The organism is Paenibacillus sp. UMB4589-SE434 (assembly GCF_030226685.1).
Taxonomy (GTDB): Bacteria; Bacillota; Bacilli; order Paenibacillales; family Paenibacillaceae; genus Paenibacillus_B.
Window position 1 is genome coordinate 635,461 of sequence record NZ_JASOYK010000001.1, and the last position, 18,640, is coordinate 654,100.

The 18,640-nt window shown below is 46.7% G+C and carries 5 protein-coding genes; all 5 read left to right on the forward strand.

Features of this window, described 5'->3' with window-relative positions; all coding sequences use genetic code 11:
- The first annotated feature begins 1 nt into the window (after position 1).
- The 5 genes from QP775_RS02955 to QP775_RS02975 all read left to right on the forward strand — a co-directional run bounded on the left by QP775_RS02955 (position 2) and on the right by QP775_RS02975 (position 18,612).
- Positions 2-691, forward strand: coding sequence for a response regulator transcription factor (locus tag QP775_RS02955; RefSeq protein ID WP_239327623.1), 690 nt, complete (start codon positions 2-4; stop codon positions 689-691).
- Entirely contained in the window at positions 684-1,814 is a 1,131-nt protein-coding gene (locus QP775_RS02960; RefSeq protein ID WP_285103461.1) for a sensor histidine kinase, read from the forward strand. The genes QP775_RS02955 and QP775_RS02960 overlap by 8 nt, the downstream gene beginning before the upstream one ends.
- Before the next feature lie 329 nt (positions 1,815-2,143).
- Complete coding sequence (locus tag QP775_RS02965; protein ID WP_285103463.1) at positions 2,144-3,490, forward strand: ABC transporter substrate-binding protein; 1,347 nt, start codon at positions 2,144-2,146, stop codon at positions 3,488-3,490.
- A 546-nt stretch (positions 3,491-4,036) separates the two neighbouring features.
- Positions 4,037-6,097, forward strand: coding sequence for a cyclic peptide export ABC transporter (locus tag QP775_RS02970; RefSeq protein ID WP_285103465.1), 2,061 nt, complete (start codon positions 4,037-4,039; stop codon positions 6,095-6,097).
- Between the two features lie 26 nt (positions 6,098-6,123).
- A complete protein-coding gene (locus QP775_RS02975; RefSeq protein ID WP_285103468.1) occupies positions 6,124-18,612 on the forward strand; it encodes a non-ribosomal peptide synthetase in 12,489 nt (4,162 codons plus the stop codon).
- Positions 18,613-18,640: the final 28 nt, after the last annotated feature.

Genomic DNA, 18,640 nt, shown 5'->3' on the forward strand with positions numbered 1-18,640 from the left:
CATGAAACCTATTACCATACTAATTGCGGACGATGATGTGGAAATTGCTGAGTTGATCGCGCTACATTTGCGTAAGGAAGGGTACCATTGTATTCAAGCGGCTGATGGTCAGGAAGCTATTCAGGCTGTACAGACGCAAGCTATTGATTTAGCTATATTGGATATTATGATGCCAAAGTGGGACGGCTATGAAGTAACTAGACGAATTAGAGAGCGGCATCGAATGCCTATCATTTTTTTGAGCGCCAAGACAAGCGATCTGGACAAGATTGAGGGATTGGTGAAAGGGGCGGATGACTATATGACCAAGCCCTTTAATCCGATGGAATTAGTTGCACGAGTGAATGCTCAATTGCGGCGTTATATGCAGCTCAGCCAGCCGGCAGCGGACGGTCATTCTGTCTTGGAGGTAGGTGGTTTAACCATTTATCCCGATCAAAGGATGGTACATATATATGGAAAGTCAATCGAACTGACGCCAAAAGAGTTTGATATTTTGTATTTACTGGCGAGTTACCCAAAGAAAGTATACAGTGCAGATCATATTTTCCACCAGGTATGGGGCGAGGCCTATTATGAAGGCGGAAATACGGTGATGGTTCATATTCGAACGCTGCGAAAAAAACTTGGGGCAGAAAAAAATAAATTTATTAAAACGATCTGGGGTGTGGGGTATACATTTAATGGTTAAGCTAGGGCGCAGCTTTCGAACTAAAATGATATTGTATTTAAGTCTGAGCATGTTTTTATCCGCTACTATTACTTTCGTGCTTTACAAGCTGCTTCAACTGTATTATACAACGCAAGTGAGATTAGAAAATCCACTCACCCCGATTCGTTATTTTATGAGGGAATTGGGTGATATCTACTTTTTCTTACTTATATTTATCCCACTCTCCATTCTGTTTTTCTTTATGTTTACGCGGCGTTATGTTGCCTATTTCCAAGAAATTTCTAAAGGGATACACTATCTGGCCAACGGGGACTTTAATAGCAGAATTAATCTTGTTTCCCGTGATGAGTTTGGTGATATTGCGAAAGACATGAATCTGGCAAGCGAGAAGCTGCAGCAGGCAGTAGAAAAAGGTGCTTTTGCGGAAAGCAGCAAGGATCAGCTTGTATTGAATCTGGCACACGATTTGCGGACGCCCCTTACATCGGTGTTAGGTTATTTGGATTTTATTTTAAAAGATGATCAACTGACCGCTGTACAAGTTCAGCATTATGCTACGATCGCATATACGAAATCCCAACGGTTGGAAAAGCTGGTTGATGAGCTATTCGAAATTACCAGAATGAGCTATGGGATGTCGGAAGTTGAGCATCATCCGATTGACTTGAGTGAACTGCTGATGCAGTTGCACGAAGAGTTATATCCGATGTTAGAAAAGAGTCAGCTGATCGCCAGACTAGATGTGAGGCCTCATTTGAACATTACAGGTGACGGGGAATTACTGGCTCGAGTATTTGAAAATTTGCTCATGAACGCGATTCGTTATGGCGCGGATGGACAGTTTATCGATATTTGTGCGGATCGGATGGAAGGGGAGGTAGTTGTTCAAGTGATTAATTACGGAAACTTCATTCCCCCAGAGCAATTGCCTCATCTCTTTGACATGTTCTATATTGGCGACAAGGCGCGCAGCCACCAGGGAGAGAGCACAGGTCTCGGGCTGTTTATCGCTAAAAATATAGTTACGCAGCACCAGGGCATAATTACAGCTCAAAGCAGTCTTATTCGTACGGTTTTTGAAGTACGATTGCCGCAGGCAAGCGAAATATTGGAATCACCTTTGAAACAAACACATCCCTAATTTAAGAAATACTTTATTTTTACCCCACTTCTTTTTTAATCAGTGATCTTTATCCTTTGTTTATCAGGATAAGCAGTCGCTGTGAGAAAAGAAGTTTTTTTATGTTCAGGCGACTCCATCTGTTTTCCCTCACCCAGTACGAGGGTCATATGAGAAGCTTGACTGAGCGAATATTAATTGAGTGAGGAAGTAATCAAGCTAATTTTTGAATAGAGCGCGACATAGTAAACAGAACATTCACAGAAAAGACGATGTTACTACCTATCGAAAGAATGGCATCTCATGGGATTTTGGTTTGATACTCACAATTAAAAGGAGTGAACAAAAAAATGAAAAATAAATGGATAGAAGTGGCTATATCGTGTGTGTGCTTGATGATGATTACGGCTTGTGGTACTGGTGGGGATAGGGATAATGACAAGAAGGAAAAATCAAGCACGAAAGAGGGAAAGGTAATCGTAACCTTATCAATAAGTGAGCCCGAGCCCTTTTACGAGGCTGCGGAACGTAAATTTGAAGCAAAGTATCCTCATATAGATTTGCAAATTAAATCGTTTAAAAAGCCTGGTGAGAAGTGGGAAGCAGGTGAAATGGATAAATATAAAAAATCTATTGACGTGGCAATGCTAGCCGGAACAAGCGCAGATCTGATCGAATTAAGTGGATTGCCTGCTGCCAAGTATGTGAGCAAAAAGCTGCTTCTAGACTTGAACGAGAAGCTTAAGCAGGATCAGACACTGTCTCAGCAGGATTTACAAATGAACATTGTCGATGCATTAAAAAAAGACGGCGGCTTGTATACACTACCTGCCTCATTTTCTTTAAGAACGTTTGTTGGAGATGAGGCATTTCTATTACAATCAGGTGTAACGATAGATGACGAGAACTGGACATGGCAGCAATTTGAGCAGACCGCAAGAAAGCTGGTAGAGCTATCAGGACAGGATGGAAAGGAACCTCGTTATGCGTTGACCGCACAGCCTGCTGATCTTACACTGGTGGAGCAGTTGTTTGATAGATACTCTCAGTTCGTCAATCGCAAGAACCAGACAGCTTCCTTTGATTCCCCCGTTTTTATAGACATGATGGAGCAGGTTCAGCAAATGTACAAAGATAAAGTAATCACGGATGAGTCAACTACTGAGAGCAGTCAACTATTTTATTCTGACATTCTGGCTTCGGCTGACGATTTCATAAAGATACCGTACATGTATTTCTCACAACCCAAGTTCTTACAAAAACCGCATGCTAAAGGTGAGACAGGCAAAGCACGTATTATTCTCCCACTGGAACTAGGCATACAAGCCAAGTCTGCAGTTAAAGAGGAAGCATGGACATTTATTGCATTCTTGCTGTCAGAAGATGCACAATTATTAAGCGAACGAGACGGCTTCTCGATGCTGCGATCTCTAAATGATAAAAAGCTGGAAGACATGAAGGCACAAGTTAAGAAAGGAGCGTACAAACTAGCAGATGGAAAAGTAGCCCAAGTAGCAGAAAAGCAGTTTGATCAGTTTAAAACGGTTATAAACACGGCAGATAACTTGCAAGAGTTGGATGCTAAAGTACTGTCTATTATATACACGGAAGCCCCATTTTTCTTCAGTGGACATAAGTCAGCTAAGGAAGTCGCACAATTAATACAGAACCGGGTTAACACTTACTTAAAAGAGTAAGGACGATAGAGCTATACATAAATAGTACAATATTATAGATGTTGCCGTATTTGAAGTATTTGAAGTATTGGAAGTATTGGGAGCATCTAAGCTTTGATCCAATCGAATGATATGAAAGAATGACAGATAAACATTAAAAAATTCATGGAAAATAATTACCCACTGGATAATTCCAATATGGATGTTAGATAACCAAAGGGATGACTGAAGTACATGGGGATTAAAATAAGGTCTATCAATCATATCGTATAGCTTCATCTGATAGAGGAAAATGAGAACTATGGGCATTACTGTTTAAATACTCAAAGATTTGAGTATTTTTTTTTTGTCCAAGGGGCATTAAGTTGGTAGTAGACGATGTTCTCACATTTTGGGCTGAATTCATCAAGAGCCCCCTTTTAACGACATCGTTAATCTTGTTTTCTAGTCATTGTTCAGCGGTATCAGACAGACAGAAATCTATCTATATTTTTAAAGTAAAAGCGCTTTTCAATTTGCCTGCGTTAATGAAGTGATGATGGAATTCGCATCGAAAGGATACTGCCTATGAATGACAACTTACGCCGCTCGGGTGTCCGTAAGGTCATGTCGCTGCTGCTTGCCAGCTTGTTGATGCCTATTCCTATTTCGTATGCCTCAGCTGACTTTTATGAACCTCGGCTGCTGCAAGCGGCATGGCTCGTCAAGACGGTTACCGTAATCATGATGGTTGCGGGGCTGTATATGTTGTTCAGAAATGTTGTAGATTACATCCGCTGGCGACGTAACGAAGTAGACAAAGAGTCAATCAGGGGGCGTTGGTGGTGGATCGTCATCACGGGCTGCATATGGATTGGCGCATCAACAATTCTTATTCCGTATTATGGAAGCGTTACCAACAATAATTGGAGTCAGTTTGTCGTAACCTTGCCTACCCAAGTAGCAGAAGCAGTTGGGTGGTGCGCTGCTGCAATAACGGTGTTTATCGCAAACAGTTTTTTTTCCAGTACACGTCCCACCCCTCACCTCAAGACCTACCTTCCACTCATTTTGTTGAGCATTACAAGTGGGCTGACGAACTCACTTATTATTTTTATCGTTAACCAAGCAGTAGTAGTCGAGGCCTCCGCCAAACAAGCTCTCTTTCTTTGTTTTGGACTGGCGCTTGCGTCTTATTTTTTAGCACAGCGGATCGTGCGAGCCTTAATGATTCGGCTAACAAACCGGATCGTTTACGAGAGACGAACCCGGATGCTGGCTCAGCTGGCACGAACACGTTATCAGCAATTTGAACAGATCAGCCGTGAAAAAATATTAACAAGTCTCAATAACGATGTTGAGGTCGTCAGCAATTTTGCGAATCTGATTGTGACGGTATCAACCAGCATGATGATCATATTGTTTGGCTTCGTATACTTGGGCTGGCTGGATATGTATGGTTTTTTGTTTTCACTTGGTGTTGTCGTGCTCAGCTCCCTATTGTACTTCGCAGTGGGACAAAGAGCTAACCGGTTATGGGAAGAAACAAGGGACCTGCAAAATGTATTTTTTCGTTTTGTGCAGGAACTGGTTTCCGGCTTCCGAGAGCTTTCACTTCACCGAGGCAAAAAACATCAATTTGAACAAGAATTAACGGCTTCGTGTCAAGCATACAGTGACAAGCGGACGACTAGCGGTCTTATGTATGCGAAAGTTATTTTGACAGGTGAGCTTATGTTCATGTTGGTAATCGGTTCAGTTGTATTTGTATTTCCATTGTTGTTTCCAGGTGGATCAGATGAAGTGCTGCGGGACTACGTATTTATTTTTCTGTATATGACAGGACATGTTTCATTTGTATTAAATACTATTCCAGAATTTATGCACTTTCGAGTCAGTTGGAGAAGGCTGCGTCTGCTAGAAGCAAGTATTACAGAGCTGGAAGAATCAGATGATGCAGGTGAAGTGGTGCGTGGCAATTACACACTTGAACTGGAAGGTGTTCGTTTCAGTTACCCTAGTCAACAGGCCGAACCATTCGCCGTTGGTCCGTTCAACTGTACTTTTAACAGCGGGGAGATCACCTTTATTACGGGAGGCAATGGCAGCGGCAAGTCCACTTTGGCAAAATTGATTCTAGGGCTGTATGCACCTGATGAAGGCAGAGTAGTCATGAATGGACAAGCGATAACACCCGATGAGCTTAGTCAAAGCTTCTCCGCCGTTTTTAGCGATTTCCATTTATTTGATCGTTTATATGGCTTGGATAAAGGGTGGGTTGCCGAACGGCTGCCTGAATATATTCGATTGCTTGGTCTGGAAGGCAAAGTGACGCTGGAAGCGGATCGCTTCAGTACAACCTTATTATCCACGGGGCAGCGGAAGCGTCTTGCCTTGCTAATCTGCTTATTGGAAGATCGCCCATTCTGCTTGTTGGACGAATGGGCTGCCGATCAGGATCCTGAATACCGGCAGTTCTTTTATGAAGTACTACTGCCTGATATGAAGCAGCATGGTACTTGTGTAATCTGTATTACGCATGATGATCGGTACTTTGACCATGCTGACCAATTAATCAAGCTGGAGCATGGCCTGATCACATCTCGTACTGGCAATGTGCGCGACAAGCGAGTGGAGTATTCCTTATAACTAAGTTGTACTGGGGGCGGTTAAGCATGGAACCGATACGTCATTTAGCAGAATTGCTTCTAAAGTGTGATACGAATTCAGCCGGAATCACCTTCTTACAGTCAGGTCAAGATCAGAGCTATACATACAGCGAATTGCACAACAGGGCCGCTGCGGTACTTGTCATGCTGCAGGAGCGCGGCATTCCTGTTGCTTGTCCGGTCATTATTCAGACCGAGGACAATGAAGCTTTTATCATCCTATTCTGGGCATGCGTGCTTGGGGGTTATGTGCCAGTTCCAGTAACGGCTGCTCATAACGATGAGCAGCGCAACAAGCTGCTCCAGATCTATAAGGAGCTCGGAGTTGCTTATGTTATCGCTGCTAGTGAAGCCATAAGCAGTCTGGGAACATATAGCAGCCGAATCGGGGCAGAAGAGCTGTATCGGTGCCTCGTAACAAGAACCGTGCTGTTGGAAGAAGTGCTGTCGGCAGATTTAACGTTAGCAGCTTGTGCCAAGCTGCACACCCCCCGGAGTGAGGATACGGCATTCATTCAATTCTCTTCCGGCTCGACAGGCAATCCCAAAGGCGTTGTACTAACACATGACAATTTACTTGCTAACATGTCCGCTATTCTTGCCGGCTCCAGAACGACGGAATCGGACAGCTCGCTAAGCTGGCTGCCGTTAACCCATGATATGGGGTTAATCGGTTTTCATTTGACCCCAATACTTGGACGGATTCATCAGTACCAAATGACAACGTCTGCGTTTGTTCTCCATCCGATGAACTGGCTCCGCACTGCGTCAGAGCGGCGCATTTCGTGCCTGGCATCGCCCAACTTTGGGTACTCTCATTTCTTGCAGCACTTTAAACCAGAGCAAGCAGTGGGGGAGCAATGGGATTTATCCTGTATCCGGTTAATATTTAACGGAGCTGAACCGATCTCTGAAGCCATATGTCGTCAATTTCTGGTGTCTCTTAAGCCATACGGGCTTCCTTCTAACAGTCTTTTTCCGGTCTATGGACTTGCTGAAGCGAGTCTTGCGGTAACCTTTCCCGACCCAGAAGAAGAGCTTCGAGTCTCCTATCTGGATCGTGAACAACTCGGCTTGGGATCTCCTGTATGTCTAGTCGAAGCGGAATCCAAACAAGCAGTCCCGATCTTGGATCTTGGGTATCCTGTGAAGGACTGCGCGGTATCGATTCGAGACGAGGATCAGATTCAGATGGATGAAGGTCGCATTGGACTTATTTACATTCAAGGCCGGAATGTGACAGCGGGTTATTATAACCTACCTGACGCCAACAAGCAGTTGATTACACCGGATGGCTGGCTGAATACGGGAGATCTAGGATACGTGGTGGGTGGACGTTTGTTTGTAACGGGACGGATGAAGGACATTTTGTTTGTAAATGGCCAGAATCTGTATCCACACGATTTGGAGCAGATTGCAAGCGAAGCCCAAAGCCTATCACTCGGTAAAATAGCAGTATGCGGCGTTCAAGATCCAGTTTCGAAGCAGGATGAGATTGTAGTATTCGTTCAGCATCGAGGCAAACTAGAATCTTTTACTGGTATACGGGCGGATGTTAAGAGTTTGCTGAATCGTGCAACTGGACTGGACGTGACGACCGTACTGCCGATACGACAAATTCCAAAGACGACTTCAGGTAAAATACAGCGTTATTTGCTGGCCGAGCGGTTTGCTAGTGGTGAATTTACGGAAGCTGCGACCAAGCTAACCATTTGGGAAATAGAGACATTGCTGCCTGCTGCCGGAGACAATTCAAGCCTTCAAGGGCAGGACATCGCAATGACGGACACCGAAATTCGCATCGCCGACTTTTGGAGCGAGGTGCTTGGCATCTCTCAGCCAAGTATGAATGCTCACTTTCTTGAGTTGGGCGGCAATTCGCTGAAAGCTGGGATGATAGCAAGCCGCTTGCAGGATACATGGGCAATTGAAGCAAGCCTAGGAGAGGTGCTGCAGCACGAAACAATCCGATCGCTTGCAGCATGGGTGGATTCCTGCAGTGGGAACAAGCAAGCAGAGCAAGCAATCCCAATTATTCCCGTCGGAGCAAGAGCATACTATCCGCTCACCTCGGCGCAGAACAGATTGTACGTACTTCAGCAGATCAATCCGTCGCTGACTCATTACAACTTGCCTTATGAGATCTCGCTAACAGGGGCCTGTGATCAAACCAAGCTTGCTGCGGCATGGCAAGACTTGACGAGAAGGCATGTAATGCTCCGTACCTCCATCAGCATGTTAGACGGAACAGCCGTTCAGTATGTAGCAGAGGAGGTGGAGCTGCCGCTCTTGTGGGTAGATGGGACAGATTGGACGGAGGAGCAGATTCGTCATTATTCAATCTCCTTTGTACGTCCATTTAAAATGGAACAGGCGCCATTATTCCGTGTTGAGATCGTCAAACTGGCTCACGACCGGCATCTCATGCTGTTGGATATGCATCATATCATTACGGATGGCAGCTCTATGGGAATATGGATACGCGAATTTGCTGCGCTATATGATGGGGTTGAATTGCCAGCCCAGCCATTACAATACACCGATATTGCATTGTGGCTGGACATGCAGCGCAATACGTCGGAGTGGGAGCGTTCCCGCCAGTATTGGCAGACGACTTTTACAGACGGCTGTCCGCGTCTGACACTGCCTTTAGACCAAACGCGTCCGCTTACGCCATCGTATAGTGGACGTGTAGAAAGCGTCCGGGTGGATGCTGCCCTAGTTAACAAGCTTAATAAATTGGCACATACTTCAGGATGCACGTTATATACGGTTTTGGTTTCCCTTTATTATGTTCTTCTTAGTCGTTACAGCGGTCAACAAGATATCGTCATCGGGACCGCTGCAGCAGGGCGTACGCGTACGGAAATGGAACAAGTGGCAGGCTTATTCGTTAATATGATACCGCTGCGTCTTCGCAGAACCGATGTTTCTCCGAAGATACAGGAGACGAATACCAGCCCGCTTGCTGTTATCGAGCAGAATGCAGATCAAACCCACATACACGAGTCAAGCTCAACTGTTGTCGATATAACGCTCAACGCATGGTTCCGAGCGGTACAGGAGCAGCTCTCCGAGGCTTTACGTCATCAAACACTGCCATTTGAAGAGATGATGGAGGCTGCCGGCCATATTAGCGAAATGGGGCGTCATCCTTTATTTGATACCGCGTTTACTTTGCAGAACATGGATCTTCCTGAATTGAGGACGAAGCAATTTACGTGCGAGATAGCACCACTTCACACGTCAACTTCAAAGTTTGACATGAGCTGGGAAGGATACGTGACAGCACAAGGATTGGACCTGCATGTTGAGTTCTCGCTTGAATTATTCCGCTCAGACAGCATAAGGCAAATGCTGCGCTGCTACACCTATCTTTTGGAGCAAGCAGTTGATAATTCCGTACAAACTCTGAATAAGTTGGAACTAATGAGTGAGCCGGAGCAAGCACAATTGATTATGGAGTGCAGCGAGATGACGGATTCCCGGCATCGGGATATGGCGCTGCACGAATGGTTTGAATGGCAGGTGGATGAGCAGCCGGAAGCAATCGCATTGGAGATGGGCGAGCACAAATGGCATTATGCCAAGCTCAACTCAGAAGCTAACCGTCTAGCCCGCTGGCTGATGGATAAGAGCACGGTTTCACAAGCAGCTGCAAATGCAAGAAGAGAAGGTGCACGTCCGTGTGTGGCACTAATTATGGATCGTTCTATGGAAATGATCGCTGCTATGTTGGCTGTCTTAAAGGCGGGAATGGCTTACGTGCCAATAGACCCATCATTTCCAACCGAACGGATACGATACATGTTCGAAGACGCACAGATCAGTGCCGCACTGGTCAACGGAGACAGATTACAACTACGGCGTGAGCTGGAGGAGTCAGGAGCATTGCCTTCTGTCTGGTTTCATGTTACCGAGCAGCAAATGGAATATATAAATTATGACGAAAGCAATCTGGCGGTTGCAACAAATGTAGACGATGTCGCTTATATGATGTACACCTCGGGAACGACGGGGCGGCCTAAAGGCATTTATACCACCCATGCAAATGTAACCCGGGTTGTCAGGCATACCAACTATTTGGAGCTGACTGCACATGACACATTGCTGCAGCTTTCCAATTATGCTTTTGACGGGTCCACGTTTGATATTTATGGAGCGCTGCTGAATGGCTCTAGATTAATAATGCTGCAAATGGACGAGATAGCAGATCCTTTCCGAATTATGGAGCAGATCGTTAATAAAGGTGTTACTGTCTTTTTTGCAACAACCGCCTTATTTAACATGCTGGTGGATCATGATCTAGCAGGGCTTATGCAAGTAAGGCATGTGCTGTTCGGAGGCGAACGTGCTTCCATGTCTCATGTTCGCAGAGCGTATGATGCTATGGGTCCAGGTAAGCTGCTTCATGTGTATGGGCCTACTGAGACCACCGTATTTGCATCCTGCTATCCTATTCTGTCTTGGAATTCAGAGCAGGTGACGATTCCAATTGGACAGCCGATTACACGTACTGAGCTCTATGTACTTGATGCTGAAGGACGCATGGCAGCAAAAGGGGCCGCAGGAGAGCTTTATATCGGGGGAGATGGACTTGCTCTTGGGTATGCAAATTTGCCTGCGATGACGGCAGAGCGCTTCGTGAAGCATTGTACAGATTCTACGCGCCGAATGTACAGAACCAGCGATCTTGTGCGATGGAATGCCGATGGGCAATTGGAATATTTGGACCGATTGGACAAACAGGTTAAGCTGCGGGGATATCGCATCGAACTTGGCGAAATCGAGAGTGCATGGCTCAGGCTGCCTGATGTTAGAGAAGCGTATATTACAACAAGAGAGCTTGGGGGCGACCTGGCACTATGTGCTTATATTGTAGCCGATAAGCCCATAGTGGTTGCCGAATATGTGCAGGAGCTACGTCGCGTGCTGCCTTATTATATGGTGCCTGCCGCAGTTATCCAACTGGATAAGCTCCCCTTGACATCGAATGGAAAAGTAGACATGCGGGCTTTACCTGCTCCTGAGGCAGCGTTTATGGTGTTGCAACCGGAGACAGAAACAGAGCGGGATCTGCAGCTATTGTGGCAAGAAGCGCTTAACGTTGATGAGATTGGGGTAACAGACCATTTCTTTGAACGCGGTGGGCACTCGTTAAAAGCTTCAAAACTGGCATCTTTGATTTATAAGCATTTTCATCTTCAAATGCCTATCCAGCAAATCTTTTCACTTCCAACGATTAGGGAACAGGCAGCGTGGATCGATGGGCATGACAAAGTAGACAGATCCGGTTATCGCTCTATTCCAGCGGCTGTACGTATGCCAGCATATCCAACGTCCCCTGCTCAACAGCGGATGTATCTGCTAGATCAGTTTGAGGGAGTTGGAACAACATATCATATGCCCATCCTTTTCGAAGTGGAGGGTGAGCTGACTCTAGATCTGGCCGAAGCAGCGTGGCAGAAAATGATAACGACACATGAGCCGTTTCGCACTTCATTTCGAATGTATGAAGGGCACATACAGCAGTTGATTCACGAATCTGCTGCATTTCAAATGAATCAGATTGTGCTGCCAGATAAGGTTGAGGGCTGGGACAAGAAAGAACTGACAACCTATTGTCTGCGCTACCTTCGTCCATTCTGTTTATCAGAAGCGCCGTTATTGCATGGATATTGGATTATCGCGCAGTCCAAACGCTATATGTTAATCGATATCCATCATATAGTGGCTGACGGCATTTCGCTCCAGACGCTGATCTCAGATTGGGCAAGATGCGTGGCTGGATATGTGAGTCAGCCGCCTGAAGTGCAATATAAGGATTATGCGGTCTGGTTAAATGGAGAGCAAGCTGTAACAGATCTTAAGCGCAGTGAAGCCTATTGGCAGCAGCAACTGCCGCAAGAGCTGCCTGTACTAGAGCTTCCGACTGACTTTAGCCGAGGCGATCAACGATCCTTTAGAGGTGGATTGGTGCCATTCGAGCTCTCATCACAGACGGGTAAACGAATGGCTGAACATTGCGAACGCCGCGGACTAACGATGAACAGCTTCTTATTTTCCCTGTATAGCTTGCTATTGCATCAGTTTACCGGACAGGATGAATGCATAATTGGCTCACTTGCATCTGGTCGAACACATCCGGATACAGAGCAAATGATTGGGATGTTTAACGCCTTTTTGCCCATCTTTATCGGTATAAATTCCGGGCGTACGGTGGATGAACATACAAAGTATGTGCAAGACCAGTTGTCTGGTGCTTATTCGCATCAGGAATTCTCTGTTGAAAGTTTAATAAATCTTGACCAACGACCAGTTCCTTATGATCGTTCACGGAATCCTTTATTTGATACAATGCTGATCGTCCACAACCAGATGGATGCAGAAGAGCAGGTATGTGGGCATGGCTTCAAGCTTAAGCCGCTCCCACTCCATACAGCCACTGCCAAGCTGGATGTGAAACTGGATATTTTCTTGTACGGGGATGGACGCATTAGCGGTGCGATGGAATACAATACAGATCTTTTTAAAGAGGAAACCATCAGCCGATTAGTCGCGCAGTGGCTTCATCTAATGGAGCAGGCCTTGCAGCAACCGGAGCAAGGATGCTGCGAATTACTCCGTGCATCAGAAGCGGACACGGTACTGCTTAGCGGCTTTAATGAGACATCTGCTCCGTTTCCATCCCACATGCTGCTTCACCAGTGGCTGGAAGAACAGGCTCGGGCTCATCCGGATCGTACCGCGGTACGCTGTGCCGAACAGGAGCTTACTTATCGTCAGTTAAATGAAAGAGCGAATCAGTTCGCTCGTGTTTTGCGGGGTTATGGTGTCAAGGCGGACACGGTAGTGCCTGTTGTGGCCGAACGATCATTAGAACTTTTTGTCGGGATATTTGCCATCTTAAAGGCAGGTGGAGCGTATCTGCCGATTAGTCCGGAATATCCAGAAGAACGTATTCGTTACTTCTTGGAAGACAGCCAATCTAAGCTGGTGTGCACACAGCACAAATGGAGGAAATCACTTCCGTTTTATGGGACTGTCATTGAGTTGGATGACGAAACATGCGGCAGAAGCAAAGATCGGCACGACCTTGTACCTGTATCAACCCCTCAGCATCTCGCATACGTCATTTATACATCAGGTTCGACGGGCATGCCAAAAGGAGTCATGGTGGAGCATTGTGCCATCGTCAATCGTATTCACTGGATGCAGCAGGCGTACCCCCTCACAGAAGCGGATATCATTTTACACAAGACGCCGATTACGTTTGATGTATCGGTATGGGAACTGTTCTGGTGGAGTGCGGCGGGCGCCACGGTGTATGTGCTGGAGCCTGGTGGAGAAAAAGATCCAGTAAGCCTTATTGAAACGATTGATTTGCAGCGTATTACGATTATGCACTTTGTACCTTCCATGTTGGGACTGTTTTTGCGTAGTGCAGATCAGCGATGTGGTGATGATGAGTATGGCATGCTGTCTAGTCTCCGCTTTGTATTTACAAGCGGAGAGGCACTTATGCCGCAGCATGTGGAGACGTTCCGCAAAATATTTAAGGATAAACGTACAGCAGCCTTGGTTAATTTGTACGGGCCAACGGAAGCAGCAGTAGATGTGACTGCCTATGCTTGTGATGCTTATTGTAAAGGATCTGTACCGATCGGAAGCCCGATCAGCAACATTCAGCTCTACATTGTGAATGAGGAGTTGGAGCAGCAGCCGATCGGTGTGCCTGGACAATTGTGTATTGCTGGAACAGGGCTAGCGAGAGGGTACTGGAACAAGCCAGCGTTAACAGCTGAACGGTTCGTCGAGCATCCGCATCAGCCCGCAACACGAATGTATTTAACAGGGGATCGCGCAAGATGGCTTCCAGACGGCAATATCGAATACCAAGGACGTATGGACCAGCAGGTCAAAATTCGCGGGATTCGCATCGAATGCGGGGAGATTGAGCATGTGCTGCTCCGACATTCGGGGATAGCTGAAGCTGTCGTTACAGCGGTAGAGGACAAGCTATTGGAACAGGTGCTCTGTGCTTATATCGTGCCTCAAGCAGCGGGCAAGGTTAGTCAACAGGGAGACCATCAACTGGAGCAGCTTGTTACTGATCCAGACACAGTATTCTCCAGCCAAGCAGATATGTTTGATGATGAAGAATTAATGACCTGGATGCAGCGCTTGCTGCCTGAGTATATGATACCCGTCTACATTATACGGCTTGACCAATTGCCATTAACGCCAAGCGGAAAGCTGGATCGACGAAACTTACCGCTGCCAAGTTGGAAGACTGGAGGCAGTGGTGAGGCACCGCAGACTTCCACAGAGCAGCAGCTAGCAGCAATTTGGCAGCAGGTGCTGGCAGTGACAGCACCTGCCCGAGACGATCATTTCTTCATGCTTGGAGGCCATTCATTACGCGCTGCTCAATTAGCTGGATTGGTCGAACAGCAGTTCCAAGTGCAATTTACGCTGCAGCACGTGTTTCAAGCACCTGTACTCCGACATATGGCGACCGTTATAGAAACAGCGGGTTGTATGACAAGTATGCCGCTAGAACCAGTGGAGAAAAGACCCAACTATCCGTTGTCACTGGCTCAGAATCGACTGTTTATTTTGCAGGAAATGGATCAGGAGCAGACTGCTTACAACTTGCCGTTTGCCGTACACATTAAGGGAGCGCTTGATACAGAGACACTCGAACGTGCGCTCATTCGACTGGTTGAGGAACATGAGCCGCTCCGTACTAGTTTTAAATGGTACGAAGGTGCACCTGTCCAATGTATCGTAGAGTCCGAGCATGTAGAAATGCGGCTGGAGCACTACAATCAGTCCAAGCGGCATCAATCGCTTGATGAAGCAATGCTTGAGGCTGCTAAGACGTTTATACGACCGTTCGACTTATCTAAAGCACCACTCATGCGGGCTTGTTTAATGGAGCGGGGCAGTGACGAGTTCACACTTATGATGGATATGCACCACATCGTATCGGATGGCATTTCCATGAACATTATGGCTGATCAATTGGTGCGCGAATATGAATATTTGCACGGCATGAACAATGGCACAAGTAAGGCGAATGACGATAGACATAGTCTGACTGCTGCGAAGCCGTTGCGGATTCAGTATAAGGACTATGCAGTATGGCAACAGCAATGGATGAGCAGTGAAGCACGTACGAAGGAAGAGACCTACTGGCGCGAAGCGTTAGAAGGTTCATTGCCACTGCTTCATCTGCCTTTAGATTATACACGTCCTGCGCTGCAGTCTTTTAAAGGCGAGTGTGTGTATGCTGAGCTGACACAATCACAGCTGGAATTGGTAAAGGCAGCTGCCTCTAAGTTGGACATGACACTTTTTATGTATGTGCTGACGGCTTTTCACGCACTGCTATTCAAAGTAAGCGGTCAAGAGGATATTATCGTCGGGACACCGATTGGAGGTCGGCTGCACACTGACACAGAACCACTAATCGGCATGTTTGTAAATACGCTCCCGATACGAACGCGCCCAACTGCTTCTATCACATTTTCTGCCTTTGCACATCAGGTGAAGCACCAGACAGTACAGGCTTTTGCGCATCAGACACTGCCATTTGAACAGATTGTGACTGCCTTGCAGGTTCCGCGGGATTTAAGCCGCAATCCTATATTTGATGTCCTGTTTGTCATGCAAAATATGGGGCTTCCTAGCACTGAAGTTGAGGGATTACAGTTTGATTCCCAATTGCTGAATGCAGGTGTGTCGAAGCTTGATTTAACCGTTGAAGTAACAGAAATAGAAGGCGGCCTGCACATACGAGCAGAATATGCAACTGCTTTGTTTGAACGAACGAGCGTACTTCGCCTGCTTGATTATTACATGCATGTGCTGACAAGCGCCGCGGCTCAACCTGATGCTGCGCTTGGTGAGCTGCGGCTTATGACTCATGCTGAAGAATGCAGTATGTACGGCTTATTTAATTGTACAAGGCATCTCTTCCCAGTCGATATGACATTGGGTGAAGCGGTAGAGCAGTACGCCAAAGATGAGCCTGCACGAACGGCACTGTTAGTTGGTGATCGGGAAGTAACTTACGGGGAGCTTCAACATCAGGCGGAGCATCTCGCACATCTGTTGCGCTCAAAAGGAGTTAAAACAGACAGTTTGGTTGCGATATGCATGGAACGCTCGCTTGCGATGATTGTGGCCATCTTAGGAATCTGGAAAGCTGGCGGAGCGTATGTTCCGATATCCCCGTCTCAGCCATTGGATAGGATGCGTTTTGTGCTTGAGGATTCGAATACTAGCCTTGTGCTTGTGGAGACCGGTAGTGAGATGCTGCAAGCAGATCTTGGAGATGTTGTCCTTGTGCCGGTATCCGCATGTATGTTTGCTTCCGATAGATTAGATGACATGGTGGCTATGAGCATGGGTGAAACTCAATGTTCTGAACAGACGATCCATTCTGATAATAGGCAGGCAATCACAGACAATGCCACTTCCAACGATGCGGCGTACGTTATTTATACTTCGGGCTCAACTGGGCAGCCAAAGGGTGTGCTGGTTGAGCACCAAGCAGCAGTAAATCGGATTCATTGGATGCAAGAAATGTACCCGCTTCATGCGGAAGACGTTATTTTACAAAAGACGCCGTATACATTCGATGTATCCGTTTGGGAGCTGATTTGGTGGGCATTTGGCGGGGCTAAAGTGGCTTTGCTGGAGCCTGGCGAGGAGAAGGACCCGAGTGCGATTGTGGCGGCGATAGCGCGATACCGTGTGACGACGATTCATTTTGTTCCCTCTATGCTGGAGTTGTTTTTAGCCCATTTGGAGCATAACCCGCACGCTAGACACGGTTTAAGCAGCTTGCGTTATGTCTTTACAAGCGGCGAAGCGCTCAAGGCTGAGCATGTGGAGCGATTTAAACAGTTGATGACGGATTATTCGAATGCAGCCCTCATTAATCTTTATGGACCAACCGAGGCAGCTATTGATGTAACCTATTATGATTGTAGTGAATGGCAGGGGACACTTGTTCCAATAGGAAAACCGATTTATAACACGGAGCTGTACGTTGTAAATGATCAGTTCCAGCGACAGCCGATTGGCATCCCAGGTGAATTATGCATTGCTGGTACATGTTTAGCACGCGGATATGTGAACAGAGAGGAGCTTACGGCGGAACGATTTATCGTGAATCCTTATGTTCCAGGCAGCAAAATGTACCGTACGGGTGATATGGCCAGATGGTTGCCTGACGGTAATATAGAGTATTTGGGGAGATTAGACAACCAAGTTAAAGTGCGCGGCTTCCGCATCGAGTGCGGGGAGATCGAGCATGCTCTGCTGAAGGAACCTTTTGTGCGGGATGCAATTGTTGTGAAGTTGGAGGACAGCACGAGAGCTGATTATTTATGCGCATATTTGGTCACAACAGCAACCGTAACAGCAGCTCAATTACGTGCCTCTTTACAACTGCGGCTGCCTGAGTATATGATACCTGCCGTTTATGTGGAACTGGAGAGCATGCCGCTTACATCCAACGGAAAGGTAGATCGACGGCGCCTGCCGCGACCGGAACATCGTGTAGATTCAGGTCAGGAATTCGTAGAGGCAAAAGATGGTACAGAAGAGGTAGTGGCTAGTGTATGGCGGGAGTTATTGGGGCGCGAGCGCATCGGTTCGCGAGACAACTTCTTTGACTGCGGAGGTGACTCCCTGCTTATCATTCGTATGCATCACATGCTGGACCGACGGTATCCGGGATTGCTTAAAGTGACGGATCTATTTAATTATCCGACGGTATCCGGCCTTGCAGCCTACATCGATGTGATGCAGACCGGTCATCTCAGTGCTGACTGGAGTGGGCTCCAAGTACCGGAGCAGCTGCTAAATCGAACTTCTTCAACAGAGTGGAATGGTTTGTACCGCTTTGAGGTCGATAAGATGTTGCTGGACGGCTTAAGGAAAGTGAGCCATGCAGAGGGAATCCGTGTGAATGAACTTATGCTTGCTGTGTTGGCTTGGTACTTTAAGCAGGCGACAGGTTCGCAGAATGTTCAAATGCTTCATATGAATGATGAGCGGGAGGCGCGGCTCATTAAGATTGATTTTACCCAGACGCAGGACTTTCACGAACTAGTCAGTGTCGTGACAGAAGGGGACCAGGTGCTTAAGCGACTAGAACAATGGCGTAAGCTTCCAACTGGAGAAGGATCCAAAAACCAGTCGATCGCTCCGTTGTTCTACGAAGGGGCACCGCATAAGCTCGCTGTCAACTATGAGTTGCTGCAAGCGTATGAACTGATCGTGTCCTTGCCGGTTGTAACTGTGGAACACGCCGTGTTAAAGGGCGAATGGGCGTTTAATGGGCAACGGATGGATAAGGAGAGAATGAGGCATTGGCTGCAAGGGTATGTGAAGCTGCTGAGACTGGTTGTACAGCAATTTGAGCATACCGTTCATTCAATCGGTGCAGAAACGGCCGCTTCCACAGATAAAGGATAACGTTAGTTAGACAAGTTAAGAAAGGAAG

Coding starts and splice junctions, on each gene's coding strand:
- QP775_RS02975 (WP_285103468.1), top strand. CDS start 6,124: ATGGAACCGATACGTCATTTAGCAGAATTGCTTCTAAAGTGTGATACG.
- QP775_RS02965 (WP_285103463.1), top strand. CDS start 2,144: ATGAAAAATAAATGGATAGAAGTGGCTATATCGTGTGTGTGCTTGATG.
- QP775_RS02960 (WP_285103461.1), top strand. CDS start 684: ATGGTTAAGCTAGGGCGCAGCTTTCGAACTAAAATGATATTGTATTTA.
- QP775_RS02955 (WP_239327623.1), top strand. CDS start 2: ATGAAACCTATTACCATACTAATTGCGGACGATGATGTGGAAATTGCT.
- QP775_RS02970 (WP_285103465.1), top strand. CDS start 4,037: ATGAATGACAACTTACGCCGCTCGGGTGTCCGTAAGGTCATGTCGCTG.